Genomic DNA, 17,215 nt, shown 5'->3' with positions numbered 1-17,215 from the left:
TGAAACAACAAAAAAGTGTTTACATTATAAAACTGGTGTGCTATAATCAAACCGTAAAATACAACTGATTGTGGTTCTTTGCGCGAGGGCCGGAGAGGAGAGGGAAGATGGCAGACGAAAAATTTGAACTGGTATCCTCTTACCAGCCCACCGGCGACCAGCCGCAGGCCATTGAAACACTGGTGAAAGGCGTGGAGCGGGGCGACCGCTGCCAGACCCTGCTGGGTGTTACCGGCAGCGGAAAGACCTTTACCATGGCCAATGTCATTGCAAAATGCAACCGGCCCACGCTGGTTCTGGCCCACAACAAAACGCTGGCGGCCCAGCTGTGCACCGAGTTCCGGTCGTTTTTCCCCAACAACGCGGTGGAGTATTTCGTCTCCTACTACGATTACTACCAGCCGGAAGCCTATATCCCCAGCACGGATACCTATATTGAAAAGGACAGCGCCATCAACGACGAGATCGACCGCCTGCGCCATTCGGCCACGGCGGCGCTTTCGGAGCGGCGGGATGTGATCATTGTAGCATCGGTTTCCTGCATCTACTCGCTGGGCGACCCCATCGACTACCGCAGCATGGTCATCAGCCTGCGCCCCGGCATGCAGATGGAGCGGGACGAGCTGTGCCAGAAGCTGGTCACTCTGCAATATGAGCGCAACGACGTGAATTTTGTGCGCAACAAGTTCCGTGTGCACGGCGATATCGTGGACATCTATCTTGCCTATATGAGCGAGCTTGCCATCCGGGTGGAATTTTTTGGGGACGAGATCGACCGCATCACGGAGTTCAACCCTCTCACCGGGGCCAAACAGAATGTAGTCAAGCATGTAGCCATCTTCCCGGCCAGCCACTATATCGTCAGCGCCGAGAAGAAGGCCGCAGCACTGGAAAAGATCCGCGCCGAGTGTGACGCACAGGTGAAGCAGTTCACCGCCGAGGGCAAGCTGATCGAGGCGCAGCGCATTGCCCAGCGCACCAATTACGACATGGAGATGCTTAACGAGGTGGGCATGTGCAAAGGCATCGAGAACTATTCGGCGGTGCTTTCGGGCCGTGCGCCGGGCAGTATGCCCACCACTCTGCTGGATTATTTCCCGGATGATTTTCTGCTGTTTGTGGACGAGAGCCATGTTACCCTGCCGCAGGTGCGCGCCATGTACGGCGGCGACTATGCCCGCAAAAAAACGCTGGTGGAGTATGGCTTCCGCCTGCCGTCCGCCTTCGATAACCGCCCGCTCAAGTTCGAGGAAGTGGAGTCCAAGCTGAACCAGATGATCTTCGTTTCGGCTACGCCCGGCGACTACGAGCGGCAGAACAGCACGCAGGTGGCGCAGCAGGTCATCCGGCCCACCGGCCTTTTGGACCCGCTCATTTCGGTGCGCCCGGTGGAAGGGCAGGTGGTGGATCTGTTGGGCGAGATCAATACCCGCATCCAGCGGCACGAGCGCGTTCTCGTGACCACGCTGACCAAGAAAATGGCCGAAGACCTGACCGACTACCTTACCGAACAGGGCATCAAGGTCAAGTATATGCACCACGAGGTGGATACCTTTGAGCGCATGGAGATCATCAAGGACCTGCGCCTTGGCTCCATTGATGTTGTGGTGGGCATCAACCTGCTGCGCGAGGGTCTTGACCTGCCCGAGGTGAGCCTTGTGGCCATTCTGGATGCCGACAAGGAGGGCTTTCTGCGCAGCGAGACCAGCCTGATCCAGACCATTGGCCGCGCGGCCCGCAATGCCGAGGGCCTTGTCATCATGTACGCGGATATCGTCACCGACAGCATGGACCGCGCCATCACCGAGACCGAGCGCCGCCGCGCCATCCAGATGGCCTACAATAAAGAACATGGCATCGTGCCAAAAACCATCGTCAAGGCCATTGCAGACAGCATTGAGATCAGCGATAAAGCGGAGAACGCTAAGCTGAACACCCGCCGCATGGGCAGGATGGAGCGGGAGGCCGCCATCGAGCGCCTGACCCGTGAGATGAAGGAAGCGGCGAAGCTGCTGGAGTTTGAACACGCGGCCTTCCTGCGTGACCAGATCGACCGACTGCGCCGGGGCGAGAACCCGACGGTGGACTCTGCGGCAGAAACGGAGCGCAAACAGAATCATTCACAGACACAACGAAAAGGGAGAAAATACCTTGGCAAACGATAAAATCGTCATCAAAGGTGCCCGCGAGCACAACCTGAAAAATGTTAACCTGACCCTCCCGAGGGAAAAGCTGATCGTCATGACCGGCCTTTCCGGTTCGGGCAAGTCGAGCCTTGCGTTCGACACCATCTATGCCGACGGCCAGCGCCGCTATGTGGAAAGCCTTTCCAGCTACGCACGCATGTTTTTGGGCCGCATGGACAAGCCCGATGTGGATGAGATCACCGGTCTGTCACCGGCAATTTCCATCGACCAGAAAACCACCAGCCACAACCCGCGTTCCACCGTGGGCACCGTGACGGAGATCTACGATTATCTGCGACTTCTGTACGCCCGCGTGGGCGTGCCCCACTGCCCGGTGTGCGGGCGGGTGATCAGCCAGCAGACCGTGGACGAAATGGTGGACGCGGTACTCAAACTGGACGAAGGTGCGAAGTTTCAGGTGCTGGCTCCTGTGGTGCGCCAGCGCAAAGGCACCCAGCAGAAAGAGCTGGATGCTGCCCGCCGCGGTGGCTATGCTCGTGTGAAGATCGACGGCAACCTGTATGATCTTGACGAAGAGATCAAGCTGGAAAAGAACATCAAGCATACGGTGGAAATCGTGGTGGACCGCCTTGCCATGCGCAAGGGCATCCGGGGCCGTCTGGCAGATTCGCTGGAAACCGCGCTGGCGCTTACCGGCGGCATCGCCGAAGTGGACGTGATCGGCGGCGATTGTATGACCTTCAGCCAGAACTTTGCCTGCCCGGAGCACGGCATTTCCATCAGCGACCTGTCACCCCGGCTCTTCTCCTTCAATAACCCGCTGGGAGCCTGCGAAAAGTGTACCGGCCTTGGCACTTTTATGCGAGTGGACGAGGAACGCATCCTGCCCAACCGGAACCTTTCCATCCGTGAGGGTGCCATCAAGGCCAGCGGCTGGTACTATGCCGAGGGGTCTGTATCCGAAATGTATTACCTTGGCCTTGGCAAAAAGTACGGCTTTACGCTGGATACGCCCATCAAAGAGATGAGCACCGAAGCTGTCAATGCGTTGCTGTACGGAACCAATGGCGAAAAAATTGAGATGCATCGCACGAATGAGTTCGGAAGCGGTGTGTATTATAATACCTTCGAGGGCATCGTGGAGAACCTTGAGCGCCGCTTCCGCGAGACCAACAGCGAGTGGATGAAGGAAGAAATCGGCAGCTTCATGTCCGGCGTGGAGTGCCCGGACTGCCACGGAAAGCGCCTGAAACCCGTGGTGCTGGCTGTGACCATCGGGGATAAGAACATCAGCGATTTCTGCGAAATGTCCATCCGGGACGAGCTGAAATTCATTGCCGAGAACGAACCGAACCTGACCGAAAAACAGAAGCAGATCGGCGGCCAGATCATGAAGGAGATCCGGAACCGCCTGCAGTTTTTGCAGAGCGTGGGTCTGGATTATCTCACGCTGGCCCGCTCAGCAGGCACTCTTTCCGGCGGCGAGAGCCAGCGCATCCGCCTGACCACTCAAATCGGCAGTGCGCTTTCCGGCGTGCTCTATGTGCTGGACGAGCCGTCCATCGGCTTGCATCAGCGCGATAACGACAAGCTCATTGCCACCCTGAAAAATCTCCGCGACCTCGGCAACACAGTCATTGTGGTGGAGCACGATGAAGATACCATGCGCAGCGCGGATTATATCGTGGATGTAGGCCCGGGCGCAGGCGTGCATGGCGGTGAGATCGTAGCCGCTGGCAGCGTGAAGGACATCTGCAAGGCAAAGCGCAGTATCACCGGCGATTATCTCTCCGGCCGCAAACGCATTGCCGTACCGCAGACCCGCCGCACCGGCAACGGCAATTACCTTACTGTACGGGGTGCACGGGAAAATAACCTGCGCAATATCGACGTGAAATTCCCGCTGGGAGAGTTTATTTGCGTTACCGGCATTTCCGGCTCCGGCAAGTCCAGCCTCATCAACGAAATTCTGTATAAGACGCTTGCCTGCGAGCTGAACGGTGCGCGTTCCCGCGCAGGCAAATGCGATGGGGTAGAAGGGCTGGAATTTGTGGATAAGGTCATCGGTATCGACCAGCAGCCCATTGGCCGTACGCCGCGCTCCAATCCGGCCACTTATACCGGTGTGTTCAATGATATCCGCACGGTATTCTCCCAGACACAGGATGCCAAAATGCGCGGTTACGGCCCGGGGCGTTTCAGTTTTAATGTCAAGGGCGGCCGCTGCGAAGCCTGTGAGGGCAACGGTATTCTGCAGATCGAGATGCACTTCCTGCCGGATGTGTACGTACCCTGCGAGGTATGCAAGGGGGCGCGTTACAACCGCGAAACGCTGGAAGTGAAGTATAAGGAAAAGACCATCTCCGATGTGCTGAACATGACCGTGGAGGAAGCAGTGGTATTCTTTTCCAACCAACCCAAGATCGCCCGCAAGCTGCAGACCCTGCTGGACGTGGGTCTTGGTTATGTAACACTGGGCCAGAGCGCCACCACCCTTTCCGGCGGCGAAGCACAGCGCGTGAAGCTGGCCAATGAGTTGGCCCGCCGCAGCACTGGCAAGACCGTGTATATTCTGGACGAGCCTACTACCGGCCTGCATATTGCAGATGTGCACCGCCTGATCGAGGTGCTGCAGAAGCTGGTAGATGCGGGCAACACGGTTATTGTCATCGAGCACAATCTGGATCTTATCAAGTGCGCCGACCATATCATTGACCTTGGCCCTGAAGGCGGTAGCGCAGGCGGCGAGATCGTGGCCGAAGGCACGCCCGAACAGGTGGCAGAGGTGCCAGGCAGCTTTACCGGTCAATATCTGAAACCGCTTTTGGAAAAAGACAAGCTCCTGCAAGCGAAAGAACAAAAATGAATAAAGCGCGTACTTTCGCAAAAATCAGACTTTTTACGAAAAAAGCAAAGAAAATTGTAAAAATCTGTTGACAAAACTGCTGTATCTGAGTATAATATCTCATGTCGCCACGCTTCGGTAGGGAAGCGGCGGTCGATATCCGGGTGTAGCGCAGTTTTGGTAGCGCGCTTGAATGGGGTTCAAGAGGCCGTGAGTTCGATTCTCGCCACTCGGACCAAACAAAAATAATCCGAACTTGTTTCCAATAGGGGATGGGTTCGGATTATTTGTTTTCTTCGGAAAATTAGCGTTTGCGAAGCAATGAAAGCCCCAGAGGGGCTTTTAAGCGACAGAACGGTCTGCGTTAGCAGATGGAGGGGCTTTGCTCCGACAAGTTCCATGCAGGTGTCCGTGGAAGATGAAATCCGAAATCATAGATTGACCGACATAAGCCACAACATGATTTCAGGAAGACATGAACATGAAGTACGATGAAAGAGCCTGCAAATTCAACATGGACACCGGGTGCGTGGAACTGCTGCTCCGGGATGGGAGAAAGATTTCCATCGACTGCACCGGGGTCGAGAATGCACTGGACGTGACCATGGCGCAGAGGTCGAAATTGGATTACCTCATCTACAATGATCCGCTGGGCTATGCGGACTTGATTCTGAACGGTGACCCGGAGGGATACTTGAAAAACGTAACCGGGAGCCATGGGTTAGAAGATTAAGAGAAATGCCGTTCCAAAAGCAACTGGAACGGCATTTCTTATTTTTCGCCATTCGGAATCTTCTGTCCCCGCAGCTCCTGTCGGATGGCACGGAACTGCTCCGGCACATCCGCATCGGTCATTGCACCGGGGACATCCACTGTCCCAGCGGCTTTGGCGGCTTCATAGAACCAGCATTTATACTCCACGGTCTCCAGCGTGTGCTGTAACTGCTGGATTTGCTGGGTGAGCACCTCGCGCTGATGCCGGAACATTTCCAGCCGGGTGTCAATGGTGTCGTCTCCCTGTATGGAAAGCTCAATATACTGCCGGATATCCTTGATGGACATTCCGGCTTTTTTCATGCAGCGGATGACCTGCAGCCACTCGAAGTCGTTTTCCCGGAACATCCGAATGCCGCCGGAGGAACGCTCCACAAAGGGAAGTAACCCTTCTTTGTCGTAGTAGCGCAGGGTGGAGGCAGGTACGCCCAGCTTTTGTGCCATTTCACCTACGGTATAGATCATCTGAAACCTCCGTTTTTTCAAAAATCCCTTGACTTAAAGTGCGCTTTAAGTTGTATGATAAAATCAAACTTTATCAACATCATAATGCGGATGCACTCCGCTGTCAAGGAGGTTCCTATGAGCAAGAAGGTATTGATTTTGTCTGGCAGTCCCCGGAAGGGCGGTAACTCTGATATTCTATGCGATGAATTTCTGCGTGGAGCACAGGATGCCGGGCACAAAGCAGAAAAGATCCGGGTCGCTGAGAAAAAGGCGGCTCCCTGTTCCGGCTGCTACTACTGCAGCACCCACGGCGGAGCCTGCGTCCACAAGGATGATATGGCAGACATCCTGCAAAAGATGATCGATGCCGATGTCATTGTGCTGGCAAGCCCGGTATACTTCTACTCCATCAGTGCCCAGTTGAAAGCGGTCATTGACCGCACTGTGGCACGGTGGCAGGAAGTTAAAGACAAAGAGTTCTACTATATTACCACTATGGCAGACGAGGAAAAATCCTCTGCAGATACTACGCTGGCCTGCTTCCGGGGCTATGCAGACTGTGTGGAAGGTGCCGTGGAAAAGGGAGTCCTTGTAGCATGCGGCGTTTACGAGCCGGGTGCGGTGCGAAACACCTCTGCAATGGCACAGGCTTACGAGATGGGGAGGAATGTGTAAAATGGCAGTGAAACAGACAGCAGGGCGGGATGCTCTGGGCGAATTTGCACCAAAATTTGCAGAACTTAACGATGAGGTACTATTCGGGCAGGTGTGGAGCCGAGAGGATAAACTCTCCCTCCGGGACCGCAGCCTTGTGACGGTGATAGCACTGATGGCGCAGGGACTGACGGACTCCTCGTTTCGGTATCACCTGACGGCAGCGAAAAACAACGGTATTACCCGGACTGAGATTGCAGAGATCCTGACCCATGCGGCGTTTTATGTGGGTTGGCCCAAGGCGTGGGCGGCTTTCCGTATGGCAAAGGAAGTCTGGGCAGAGGACGCTGCAGAGGATGCCAAGGCAAAGCACCAGAGTGAAATGGTGTTCCCCATCGGTGCATCCAACGACGGTTTTGCACAATATTTCAGCGGAAAAAGCTATCTGGCACCCTTGTCCACCGCACAGGTTGGCATTTACAACGTCACCTTTGAGCCGGGCTGCCGGAACAACTGGCACATCCATCATGCCGCAAAGGGTGGCGGGCAGATCCTTGTCTGCGTGGCAGGCCGGGGCTACTATCAGGAATGGGGCAAAGCGCCGCAGGAGCTGCATCCGGGCGATGTGGTGAACATTCCCCCGGAGGTCAAGCACTGGCACGGTGCTGCACCCGATTGCTGGTTCTCTCATCTGGCAGTGGAAGTACCCGGCGAAGGCACCTCTAACGAGTGGTGCGAGCCGGTGCCGGAAGAAACCTATAAGGAGTTGCGGTGATGCGTTTTGACGTACACCCAACCACGATGAAACAAAAATAGGGTGCGTCCACCCGGACGCACCCTGCCAAAAGCCACATGCGATAGCGATATGTACAACAGGGAGTTCCCCAGCGGGAACTTCCTGTTTTTCGTTGTTTGCATGATGAGCCTGTTCCGCCTGCCATAGGCAAGCTCGCGTTTGCGCAGCGCAGCGGAGCAATGAAAGCCCCAGTGGGGCTTTTAGGCGACCGAACGGTCTTGCGTTAGCAAGATGGAGGGGCCTCCGCCCCGACAAGTGACCGCTGGCCTTCCGCGCTGTTCCAGCAGACAAGGATGGCCGGGTAGAATGCCCGCGCCAGACGGTCAATGACTTCATCGGGATAAGGGGAAGTGTTTGTGGACTTTTTCTTTTTGTTCAAACGCACGCTCCTTTGATCCTCCCACCGCAGCAAAGTCGGGCGAGAAAATCAAAGTTCCAATTTTTATCAGGCGCAAGGGCGCGGAAGTTTTCCACCCTGCACTTGCGGCTGGTGGCTCATTGATGGCTTAAAGCAAAAAGCTCTAGGCTTAACCCCTCTTCTTTGCGGATCTTTCTAATCCGTTCTCCAACAAGGGATGCTAGTTCGGCTGGTTCAGATTCAGGCTGATCTTTCGCTTTTTTCACAGAGAACACCTCGTTTGCGGGCAATCATCAGATGCCACGGAACGTAAAGGTGAACTCCACAGGCTTGGTTACATCAGGAATATACTCCGGGTGGACATTGGCACCCCAGCTGTCATCACCGCCGACGCCCATCTGCTCGCCGATGGCACGAATCACCGTGTAATGGACCGGGGGCAGCTCGTAAGGATGCTTGGCACTCTCCATTTCATGGGGAGTGTAGGGCAGCGCAGAGAAGAACATGGGCTTTGCGGCATCCGCGGTAAACAGCAGCCCGCGACCCTTGCGGTCCACTACCTTTGCCCAGCGCACAGCGGTCTTTGCACCGCACTCCTGCGGCACAAGGTACTGCGCCATGTTGTCTGCGACCTTGTTCTGGTAAATGCCCAGCTTTGCACCATGCTGACGATCCCAGTAGGTCTCCGCAGGGCCGTTTCCGTACCACTCCACCGTGTCGTAGTCAGCGTCGATCTTGAACAGTACGCCGAACTCCGGCATTGCTGCAAGTCCTTCCACCGGGTCATAGTGTAGGGTGGTCTGGATGCGGCCATCACCGAACACACGGTACTGCAGGCTGCACTCTGCCGCGGGGCTGGTCTGGAGGTTATAGAGATAGGTTACGACCACGCTGTCGGCTTCCACCTCGCAGGTGGGGTTCTGGAGGATGGTGCCGCCATGAACAGACGGAATCTCCTTGCCGATGCCCTTGGCGGTAGCGTACAGGCTTGCCAGCTTCCACTGACCGCGAACGCCGCCCATGTTGTTGCCGCAGTCGTTGTCGGTGGGAGCGCGCCAGAAGTTGGGACGGGGAATCTCCTGAATCATCTCCTTGCCGGCGTAGCGGTAGGAAGTCAGGCCACCATTCAGATCGGAGAACAAAACATCGAAATTCTCGCCCCGGACACCGATGTTGTGCGTACCGTGCATAACGGTAAACGGCGTGACCTTCTTGCTGGGAATGGAACGAACCACAGCGATCACACCCTGTCCAAAGGCGACTTCATGACCTTTCTTTGCCCAGCTGGTGTCCTCCTTCAAACGGAAGCTGATGGTCACTGCATATTCACCGGGGAGCGCAGGAACCATAAACGGCAGCGGGAAGCTGGAACGCTCTTCGGGAGCAACATCAATATTGATCAGTTCCTGCTGCTGATACAGCTTTCCATCACGATGCAGCAGAGCAACGCAGTCGAAAGCATCCGTAGAGGTGAACAGGTTCTTATTCCAGACTTCGAAGCCAGAGTTGTCGATGGAAACGGCGATGTTCTGATAGCAGAACTTGACCTCCTGCATCTTGGGAGAAGGAGCACGGTCACCACCGTAGGCAATGCCGTTTCCGCTGAAATTATAGTCGGTAGGACGCTCACCGAAGTCGCCGCCGTAGGCTTGGAACCACTTGCCGTAGCGGTCTTTTTTCCAGATGGACTGGTCGATATAATCCCAGATGAAGCCGCCCTGATAGCCGCAGTTCTTCTGGTCGGCAAGTTCCGTGTACTTGTGCAAAGCACCGTTGGAGTTGCCCATAGCATGAGAATATTCGCACTCGATATAAGGCCGCTTATCGCCCTGTGCCAGATACTCTTGAATGTCCTTCACAGTGCTGTACATATGGCTCTCGATATCGGTGGTTTCGAGGAAGCGGGGATCATTGACCACACCTTCGTAATGCACCAGACGGGTGTCATCAAAGCGGCGGACCATCTCTGCCATCTGGAGCAGGGTCTCACCACCAAACGATTCGTTGCCCAGAGACCAGATCAGAACAGCAGGATGGTTTTTGTCACGCTGGTAAGTGGAATTCATGCGGTCAAACAAGACAGCTTTCCACTCCGGCTTATCATTGGGCAAAACGCCCTCGATGCCGCGAATGCCAGCCTGATGAATATCCCATGTGCCATGGGATTCCAGATTGTTCTCTGCGATCAGATACAGACCATACTCGTCGCACAGGTCGTACAGTGCATCCTGATTCTGGTAATGGCTGGTACGGATGGCATTGATGTTGTTCTGCTTCATGGTGATGATATCCCGAAGCAGTTCCTCATGGGTGTGTACGCCCACAGCACGACCCGTAATGGAGCTGAACTCATGACGGTTGGCACCCTTGAACACGATGCGCTTGCCGTTGAGCAGCATCCGATTGTTCTTCAACTCGAACTTGCGGAAACCGACTTTCTGCCCGGTCACCTCTACCAGATGGCCTGCATTGTCCAGCAGCTCGATTTCCAGTTCATACAGAGCCGGGTCCTCTGCACTCCACAGGTGGGGGTTCTCCACCGCATGGCTGAACAGAGCAGAACCGCCGTTCAGTGCGATTTTTTCGGAGAACACTTCCAGCTCACTGCAGCGCAGGGTCAGACGGGCCGCGCCCTTTCCCTCCACCTGCAATGCAACTTCCAGCGTGGAATGCGTAAAATCATCCCCGGCAAACAGCGTTTTGACGGATATATCTTCCAGATGCACGGTGGGGATGGCGTACAGCCACACGCTGCGGAAGATGCCGGAGAAGCGGAAGAAGTCCTGATCTTCGCACCAGCTGGAGGAAGTCCACTTGAACACCTGCACAGCAAGTTTGTTCACACCCAGCTGGAGATAGGGAGTCAGATCGAATGCGTGTGCGGAGAAGCTGTCCTCGGTGTAACCCACATAAGACCCGTTCAGCCAAAGAGCCATGCCGCTTTCCACACCCTCGAACTCGATGTGGACGGGCTTGCCCTGCATGGATTCCGGCAGCTCGAAGTATTTTACATAGCTTGCCACCGGATTGAACCGCTGCGGGATCTCACCCGGCTGTACTTCTTCACGGCCATCCCACGGATACTGAATATTCGCGTACTGGGGAATGTCGTAGCCCTCCATCTGGATGTGTGCCGGAACATGAATGTCATCCCAGCCGCTGCAATCGTAATCTGTCTTTTCAAAGCCGGGGATGGCACTGGTGTAGTTTTTTGCGTAGGCGAATTTCCAGATACCGTCCAGCTTCAGCGCCAAAGAAGAGGAGCCTGTCCGATATTCTTCGCGGGAAGCGTAAGTACGGAAACTTGCATGAGCATTCAGCACGTTTTCCTTGAAAAAGGTGGGGTCTTTTACTTTTGCAAAATCAAATGCAGCCATAGTATTTCCTCATTTACCTTTTATAATTTTATAATATTTCTCCAGCCTCCCCGGAGGAATCGCTGGATTCCTCCGGGGAACAGCAGATGAAGGAGAAATGATAATGGCTTGTTATCAGACTGCTGCACGCAGTTTTTCATTTGCTTCTTCAACTTTCAGATGAGACAGAATGAAGGTGATGATGGCATCCAGAGCAAACGGAATCACCAGATACATGATCTTCAGCATATTGATGCAGGAATCCGGCTGAACGGTCAGAGCGCTGTCAAAATGGCTTGCTGCCAGCAGCCAGCCGGTGATGGCAGTACCCAGACCGCCGCCCAGCTTCACACCGAGAGAAGTGCAGGAGTACATCGTGCCATCCACGCGCTTATGCTTCGTCAGCCAAGTATATTCAGAGCAAGCAGCAATCACAGCGTTCATATCGCCCTGCCAAGGACCCTGACCAAGAGCTGCGATTGCAGTAAAGAGCAGCATCAAGGTCACATTGCCGCTGCCCATGTAACCAGCTACAGCAACCAGTGCACGAGAAATCGTTGCCAGAGTATAGCTCATTACATTCAGCTTATACATTCCATTCCACTTTGCAACCAAGGTCGGGGTGAACACCAGTGCGATGATCAGAGGAATGTTGATTGCCCAAGAGAATACACCGAACAGATTCTGGTTGCCAAGGATGTAGGTTGCATAGTAGGTGCCCATGCTGATCATGGCACCGTAGATCTGCTGCAAAATGTAGGTGACGCAAATCATCATATAATATTTGTTACCAGCAAGCAGCTTTGCAGCCTGAACCAGATTGTACTTTTCGTCCTGCTCGATTTCCTTTTTGTCGGTGGTATCCACCAATTCGCCTTCCGGCAGTTCCTTCACGGAGAAAACGGAGAGGGTGTTGACAAGCAGACCGATGATGGCGTAGGTGATTGCAACAGTGCGCCAACCGGCAGCACCACCGCCCAATGCCGTAACAGCACCCAGCGTGATGGACTGGATGAGCAGGCTGGTGGCAAAGGCGAACATGAAACGCCAAGAACCCATCTCGACCTGTTCGGCACTGTTCTTCGTGACGAGAGCAGTCAGTGCAGAGTAAGCAATGTTGTTGGCAGTGTAGAATACAGCGTTCAGCAGAGTATATGCGATCAGGAACCATGCGTACTGTGCAAACTGTCCCAGATTGGTCGGGATGGCGAAAATTGCCACCAGCGTAATGGCACAGCCAATGTAGCCGTACAGCATCCAAGGACGGGCTTTGCCCATCTTAGAATGCGTTTTGTCAATCAAAGAACCAAAGAAAATGTCCGTCACACCGTCCAGCAGTTTGGAAACTGCAATCAGAGTGCCGACAATACCGGGGTTCAGGCCAACGGTGTTGGTCAGATAGATCATGACGAAGGAGGACAGGAATGCATACACCACGTTGCCTGCAATATCGCCTGAACCATAGCCGACTTTATTATACCACTTTAGATAACGCTTCTCAGTCATTGTGCTTTCTCCCATCTTGCTTGTTTTGTGTGGGCGCGACCAATCTGCTGCGCACTTCAGACTGGAATTCTCATTACGCAAGTTGCCCAAATCTCTTGCGTTCCGTCTGAAAATATTATAGAATCTAATGGAACGAAAAGATATAGACAAGATGGAACAGAATATGCACAAAATCAAAGAGTTTGTAATTTTTTGATAGAACATTTCCCAAATCACTGTAAAATCTCTGAAGATGAGGAGGATGCAGGAATGTATTTCAACTCAGGATATTTGAACAACTCCCGTTTGGATTTCAAAGACTACTCAAAGCCGCTGGTCGTAGGCAGCTGCGGCACTTATCGCTTGAAAAAACGCCCTAAGCTACCTACTTTTTGGGCAAAGGGTCGCAGAGACTATCAAATCCTCTATGTGGCATCTGGTAAAGCACACTTCTGGTTCGATGGTGTTGAGGAAGTGGTGACTTCTGGACACATGGTGCTTTATCAGCCGAAAGAAATCCAGAAGTATGTCTACTATGTAGAAGACCACCCGGAGGTGTTCTGGATTCACTTTACAGGATACGATGTCAAAAACATCCTGAACTATCACGGAATACCCTTGGACAAGCACGTTTTTTACAGCGGCACACTGCCGGATTACAAAATGCTGTTCCGAAAGATCATCCGGGAACTGCAACAATGCGAATATGGCTATGAAGACTATATTGCTTCTCTCTTCAACATCATTCTGCTTTTAGTAAGCAGGCAACAGCAGGAAAGCGAGAAAACAACTACAAGCATCCCCGAAGAAATCGAAGCCGCCGTTGCCTACTTTAACGAGAATTATAATACAAAGGTCAGTGTGGACGATTACGCAGAATCGCTGCATATCAGTACGAACTGGTTTATCCGTAATTTTAAGCTGTACATGAAAATAAGCCCTGCACAATACATCCTGTCCCTTCGGATGGTAAATGCACAAAGCTTATTGGAGAACACCGAATACAATATTGGAGAAATTGCAGAGATCGTAGGGTATGATAACCCACTCTATTTTAGCCGGGTATTCAAGAAAGAGTATGGTGTCAGTCCGGCACAGTACCGAAAGAATCTGGAAGAATCTACTGAAAAATGAGAAAGATTCCTTATAAATAAGGAGAGTAGAACCATGCCGATAAAAAATGCGATCCACAGCCAACAAGTCTACGACCCAACGGATGATTCCATCATGGCAGAGCAGGAACTTTGCATGGAACGGCTATTGGAACAGCTCCCGAATGGATACAGCGACCATTATGTGCCGGATGGCTTTGTGCGAGATTAGAGTGTATACAAGGAGGTCTCTTTATGTTAGAGCATTTTTTCAAATCGCTAGTTGCAACAGTTTCTGACCCTTACCAATGCAATCGCATCACGGATGCGTTGGCAGCAGCTGGAATTAAATTCTATTGTAAATCCAAAGATGTCAATCGGCATAACACATTTGACCAAGCGAGAATTGGAACCCTCGGCATAAAACCGAGGTATGTCACAGAGGTGTTTGTGGACAAAGAAAATGCTGATATGGCTCTGCACATTATACATACCCTGTCATAAGCACGGAGTTCCCCTGCGAACAAAATATTCTGATATAAAAAGGACGCTGCCGCCTCTGGGTGAGAGGTTGCAGCGTCCTTTTGGCATCAGAGGGCGAAAGGTCTGTTAGATCGAACGGCTTCCAACGAATAATATACTTTCAGCTTGCGTTTTCCTGTTCGTCAAGAATGCGCCAGCCGTCCATCAAGTCTGAATTTTCCATAATAAAGGTGTGGGCGGTATCCTGTCCCCACGAGTTGTCGTATTTCAGCATCAGATAATCGCTCAACTCGGTCCGATTTTTGAACTTCAACAAGCGATACGGCTCCTGAAAAGCGACCTTTTCGACGAAATATACTGCATCCGATGTGGAAAGCATAACGCCGACATGACCGATCATAAGAGAATTGTCCGTTTCAGAGAACTGATCGTGCAGGACCACGGAGACGAGACGGATCTTATCATCGTCCACGAAGGAGAGACCGCGTTTCTTCCATTCCTGCTGAATCGTTTTCAAATGGGTAGGAATATCGGTCGTATTGGTGGTTTTAACCGGGGCGAACAGCGCATCAAACTTTTGCCGTTCGTCGCCGCAAAGGGATTCTGGGTCAGAATCCAGTGTTTCATAGTCCATAAACAGGGTGTCCTCGGCTGAGTCAAGGTCTGCCTTGCCCGTGACAGTGATAAAATCACCGAACAGCCCACAAGCGGTAATCCGACAGTTCCAGCCGGGGAAGGTGTCATATTTTTCCGTCCATGCGTCCTGCATGGAGTAAGGATCGTATTTCAGATCCGAAGGCTTGGCATTTTCAAACCCTGTGGTGAGCCATGCCGGGTCTACAGCATTGTTGAACTTTTGCACATGATCAAAGAAGGTCTGTATCCGTAGGTCGGATACGCCGGCATCCTGCAAAAGCTTGGAAAGAAGAGCTTGTGTATCCGAATCTGCCAAATTGGAGTATTCAATTTGCTGAAGGACGGGCTGAGAAGTTTTTTGAGTGCAGCCTCCTGCCAGAAGCGCACCGCAAAAAAGTGCAGCGGTGCAGACAAGAAAAGTTCGACGTTTCAAAAATGGTCACCTCGTTGTGTTTTTCGGAAAATTTCTTTGAGTGCCGGAGTCTCCACCATAGGCGAAGATAGCAACGCCGTTGGTCTCGTAACGAATGGTATCACAGATAAACAAAGAAAATCAATGACTTCTGTCGTATTTGACCATATATAATGTTGATGTATCCATATCCCATACGGCTAACGCCCATTTGGGGAAAGACAATGCGGCAGTTTTCTGAACGATTTTCTTCATGTCGGACACAACAGGAGTATACCCAAGTTGAAATAAGAATTTTCCGTTTTTTCCGAATGAAAGGTTCAAATCGCTTTCCAGATAGACGGAGGATACCAACTTGCGAAGCGCGGCACGGCGATTTCGGCCAACCTCGTTTCCGCCGCCTTGATGGAATCGCCCATGGCATGATAGCGTTCTGTCGCCGTCGTTGCTCGTTCCCACAGTTCGTCGGCACTGCTGATCTTCTGCTCCTTGCCCTTCGCCGCCGTGTGCTTGCCACGCTTCACCTCGTAGCCCTGCTGTATCAGCTTTTGAAGAAAAACTTCAAAGTCCTTCGGCTGCTCTGCAAGGATGGTGTCGATGATTCCGCACAGGCGGTCACGGTTGCTTTCTCTCGGCGGGTAAACGATCGAGTTGCGCCGAGCACACAAAGTAATCTCTCCAACCCTACAGCTCAGTTTCCACCGCAAGCTGCTCCTGCTTTTCTTTTTCGTCAGCGATTTGGACATCAACATCTTCGCGCATCTTTTTCAGAAGTGCAAGGACTCGCTTGATTTGATCCTTGGTGTTTTCCACCCTGCTCTGTGCCTGATTGATGTGATCCAGAACCGCCCAGTCTGCAAAGAGACCGTCAAAGAAGAAATCTGCAAATTTCAGAAAGCTGTCCACCGTAACCTGAAGGTCTGCGGTGATCTCAACGTCGGCAAGCTCAGTTTTGAACCGCCGCAGTTCCACTTGGAGCTGTTCGATTTGTTCCTGTGCATCGTCCAGTTCCTCATACTTGGCAAGATCGGCCATCAAACCGCCGCCCATTACGTCCCATGTGCTCCAGCCCTCGGCATTGTCGAGGGTTTCCAGAACTTCATTGACCGTATGCAGGGCGGTCTTTCCGGCGTTGATAGCTTCCAGCAGCTCCCGTTTTTGGACTTTCAGCGCGGCAATACGGCTTTCGCTTTCCGCAACCTGCTGTGCGGCAGGGTGGGCAGATGCTTTGATGCTTTTGATTTTTTCGGAAAGAGCAGCTTGATACTGCCTTTCGCAATCGGACAGCCGTGCCAGTCTATTTTGAATCTGATCCAAGTCGGCATCAACGGAAGAAAGGTCATGGAGAGCAGCATCGTACTTAACACGGGCTGCATAGGCTTCCTGCCGTTCCTTGTCCAGCTTCTCATCCATCTTTCCGATGACCTGATAGAAAAATGCGGCAAGGCTGTGTCCCTCCAGACGGTCCACATCAGCCTGCTCTGCCAGCTTGGATTTTTCCAGCTTTTTCAGGCAATCAGCAAGCGTATCTCTCTGGGCGGTCAGTTCTTTCTGTTTTGCTTCGCAGCTTTTCTTTTCAGCGACCTGCTGCCAAAGCTCTTTCAACGTAGAATCACTCATATGGAATGTCCTTTCCCGGCATTACGTTTCTTCGTTCAGAAGCTGGTTCAAAAAATGCTGCCGATTATTTACAAATGTTTTGGTGATAACGTAGCTGTCCGTATCTTCATA

15 protein-coding genes, 1 tRNA gene and 1 pseudogene are annotated in these 17,215 nt (G+C 52.7%); 9 read left to right on the top strand and 8 right to left on the bottom strand.

Annotated elements, in window-relative coordinates:
* Positions 1–107 precede the first annotated feature (107 nt).
* The 4 genes from uvrB (at position 108) to GKG34_RS10175 (ending at position 5,725) form a co-directional block, all read left to right on the top strand.
* A complete protein-coding gene (gene uvrB, locus GKG34_RS10190) occupies positions 108–2,165 on the top strand; it encodes an excinuclease ABC subunit UvrB (RefSeq protein WP_005941523.1) in 2,058 nt (685 codons plus the stop codon).
* Positions 2,152–5,013 (top strand): excinuclease ABC subunit UvrA, encoded by a 2,862-nt coding sequence (uvrA, locus tag GKG34_RS10185; protein WP_005941526.1) that lies wholly within the window; start codon positions 2,152–2,154, stop codon positions 5,011–5,013. Before uvrB ends, uvrA begins: the two co-directional genes overlap by 14 nt.
* A 139-nt stretch (positions 5,014–5,152) precedes the next feature.
* Positions 5,153–5,230: transfer RNA gene (locus GKG34_RS10180), tRNA-Pro, on the top strand.
* Between the two features lie 243 nt (positions 5,231–5,473).
* On the top strand, positions 5,474–5,725 hold the full coding sequence (locus tag GKG34_RS10175) for a DUF6061 family protein (RefSeq protein ID WP_044953633.1): 252 nt from the start codon (positions 5,474–5,476) through the stop codon (positions 5,723–5,725).
* A gap of 38 nt (positions 5,726–5,763) precedes the next feature.
* Here GKG34_RS10175 and GKG34_RS10170 read toward each other — a convergent pair whose 3' ends face one another.
* Positions 5,764–6,231, bottom strand: a complete 468-nt coding sequence (locus GKG34_RS10170; RefSeq protein WP_005941532.1) for a MerR family transcriptional regulator — start codon at positions 6,229–6,231, stop codon at positions 5,764–5,766.
* Between the two features lie 117 nt (positions 6,232–6,348).
* On the opposite strand from GKG34_RS10170, the gene GKG34_RS10165 reads away from it, so the two are divergent.
* Positions 6,349–6,888 (top strand): flavodoxin family protein, encoded by a 540-nt coding sequence (locus GKG34_RS10165; protein ID WP_044953635.1) that lies wholly within the window; start codon positions 6,349–6,351, stop codon positions 6,886–6,888.
* A 1-nt stretch (position 6,889) separates the two neighbouring features.
* Positions 6,890–7,642 (top strand): carboxymuconolactone decarboxylase family protein, encoded by a 753-nt coding sequence (locus tag GKG34_RS10160; RefSeq protein WP_044953637.1) that lies wholly within the window; start codon positions 6,890–6,892, stop codon positions 7,640–7,642.
* 244 nt (positions 7,643–7,886) lie between these two features.
* Here GKG34_RS10160 and GKG34_RS10150 read toward each other — a convergent pair whose 3' ends face one another.
* The 4 genes from GKG34_RS10150 to GKG34_RS10140 all read right to left on the bottom strand — a co-directional run bounded on the left by GKG34_RS10150 (position 7,887) and on the right by GKG34_RS10140 (position 12,883).
* Positions 7,887–8,042: a hypothetical protein gene (locus GKG34_RS10150; protein ID WP_243139240.1), complete on the bottom strand. Its 156-nt coding sequence runs from the start codon at positions 8,040–8,042 to the stop codon at positions 7,887–7,889.
* A 116-nt stretch (positions 8,043–8,158) separates the two neighbouring features.
* Entirely contained in the window at positions 8,159–8,287 is a 129-nt protein-coding gene (locus GKG34_RS16080) for a hypothetical protein (protein WP_275541411.1), read from the bottom strand.
* A gap of 27 nt (positions 8,288–8,314) precedes the next feature.
* Positions 8,315–11,398, bottom strand: coding sequence for a glycoside hydrolase family 2 TIM barrel-domain containing protein (locus tag GKG34_RS10145; protein ID WP_154256128.1), 3,084 nt, complete (start codon positions 11,396–11,398; stop codon positions 8,315–8,317).
* A 114-nt stretch (positions 11,399–11,512) separates the two neighbouring features.
* Positions 11,513–12,883, bottom strand: a complete 1,371-nt coding sequence (locus GKG34_RS10140) for a glycoside-pentoside-hexuronide (GPH):cation symporter (RefSeq protein ID WP_154256127.1) — start codon at positions 12,881–12,883, stop codon at positions 11,513–11,515.
* A gap of 249 nt (positions 12,884–13,132) precedes the next feature.
* Here GKG34_RS10140 and GKG34_RS10135 point away from each other — a divergent pair, with 249 nt between their 5' ends.
* From GKG34_RS10135 to GKG34_RS10125, 3 genes are read left to right on the top strand one after another with little or no spacing between them, the layout of a single operon-like run.
* Entirely contained in the window at positions 13,133–13,996 is an 864-nt protein-coding gene (locus GKG34_RS10135) for an AraC family transcriptional regulator (RefSeq protein WP_005941554.1), read from the top strand.
* A 33-nt stretch (positions 13,997–14,029) separates the two neighbouring features.
* Positions 14,030–14,185, top strand: coding sequence for a hypothetical protein (locus GKG34_RS10130; protein ID WP_154256126.1), 156 nt, complete (start codon positions 14,030–14,032; stop codon positions 14,183–14,185).
* Positions 14,186–14,208: 23 nt separating this feature from the next.
* Complete coding sequence (locus tag GKG34_RS10125; RefSeq protein ID WP_055192190.1) at positions 14,209–14,457, top strand: hypothetical protein; 249 nt, start codon at positions 14,209–14,211, stop codon at positions 14,455–14,457.
* 139 nt (positions 14,458–14,596) lie between these two features.
* Here GKG34_RS10125 and GKG34_RS10120 read toward each other — a convergent pair whose 3' ends face one another.
* The 3 genes and pseudogenes from GKG34_RS10120 to GKG34_RS10110 form a co-directional block, all read right to left on the bottom strand.
* A complete protein-coding gene (locus GKG34_RS10120; RefSeq protein ID WP_243139239.1) occupies positions 14,597–15,505 on the bottom strand; it encodes a DUF4300 family protein in 909 nt (302 codons plus the stop codon).
* Between the two features lie 347 nt (positions 15,506–15,852).
* Positions 15,853–16,128: pseudogene (locus GKG34_RS10115) on the bottom strand (hypothetical protein); the annotation flags it as partial.
* A gap of 40 nt (positions 16,129–16,168) precedes the next feature.
* Positions 16,169–17,104, bottom strand: a complete 936-nt coding sequence (locus GKG34_RS10110) for a hypothetical protein (RefSeq protein ID WP_154256125.1) — start codon at positions 17,102–17,104, stop codon at positions 16,169–16,171.
* Between the last annotated feature and the right edge of the window lie 111 nt (positions 17,105–17,215).

This window comes from Faecalibacterium sp. BIOML-A4 (assembly GCF_009679665.1).
Lineage (GTDB): Bacteria > Bacillota > Clostridia > Oscillospirales > Ruminococcaceae > Faecalibacterium > Faecalibacterium taiwanense.
This window is presented reverse-complemented; position numbering and strand designations above follow the sequence as displayed.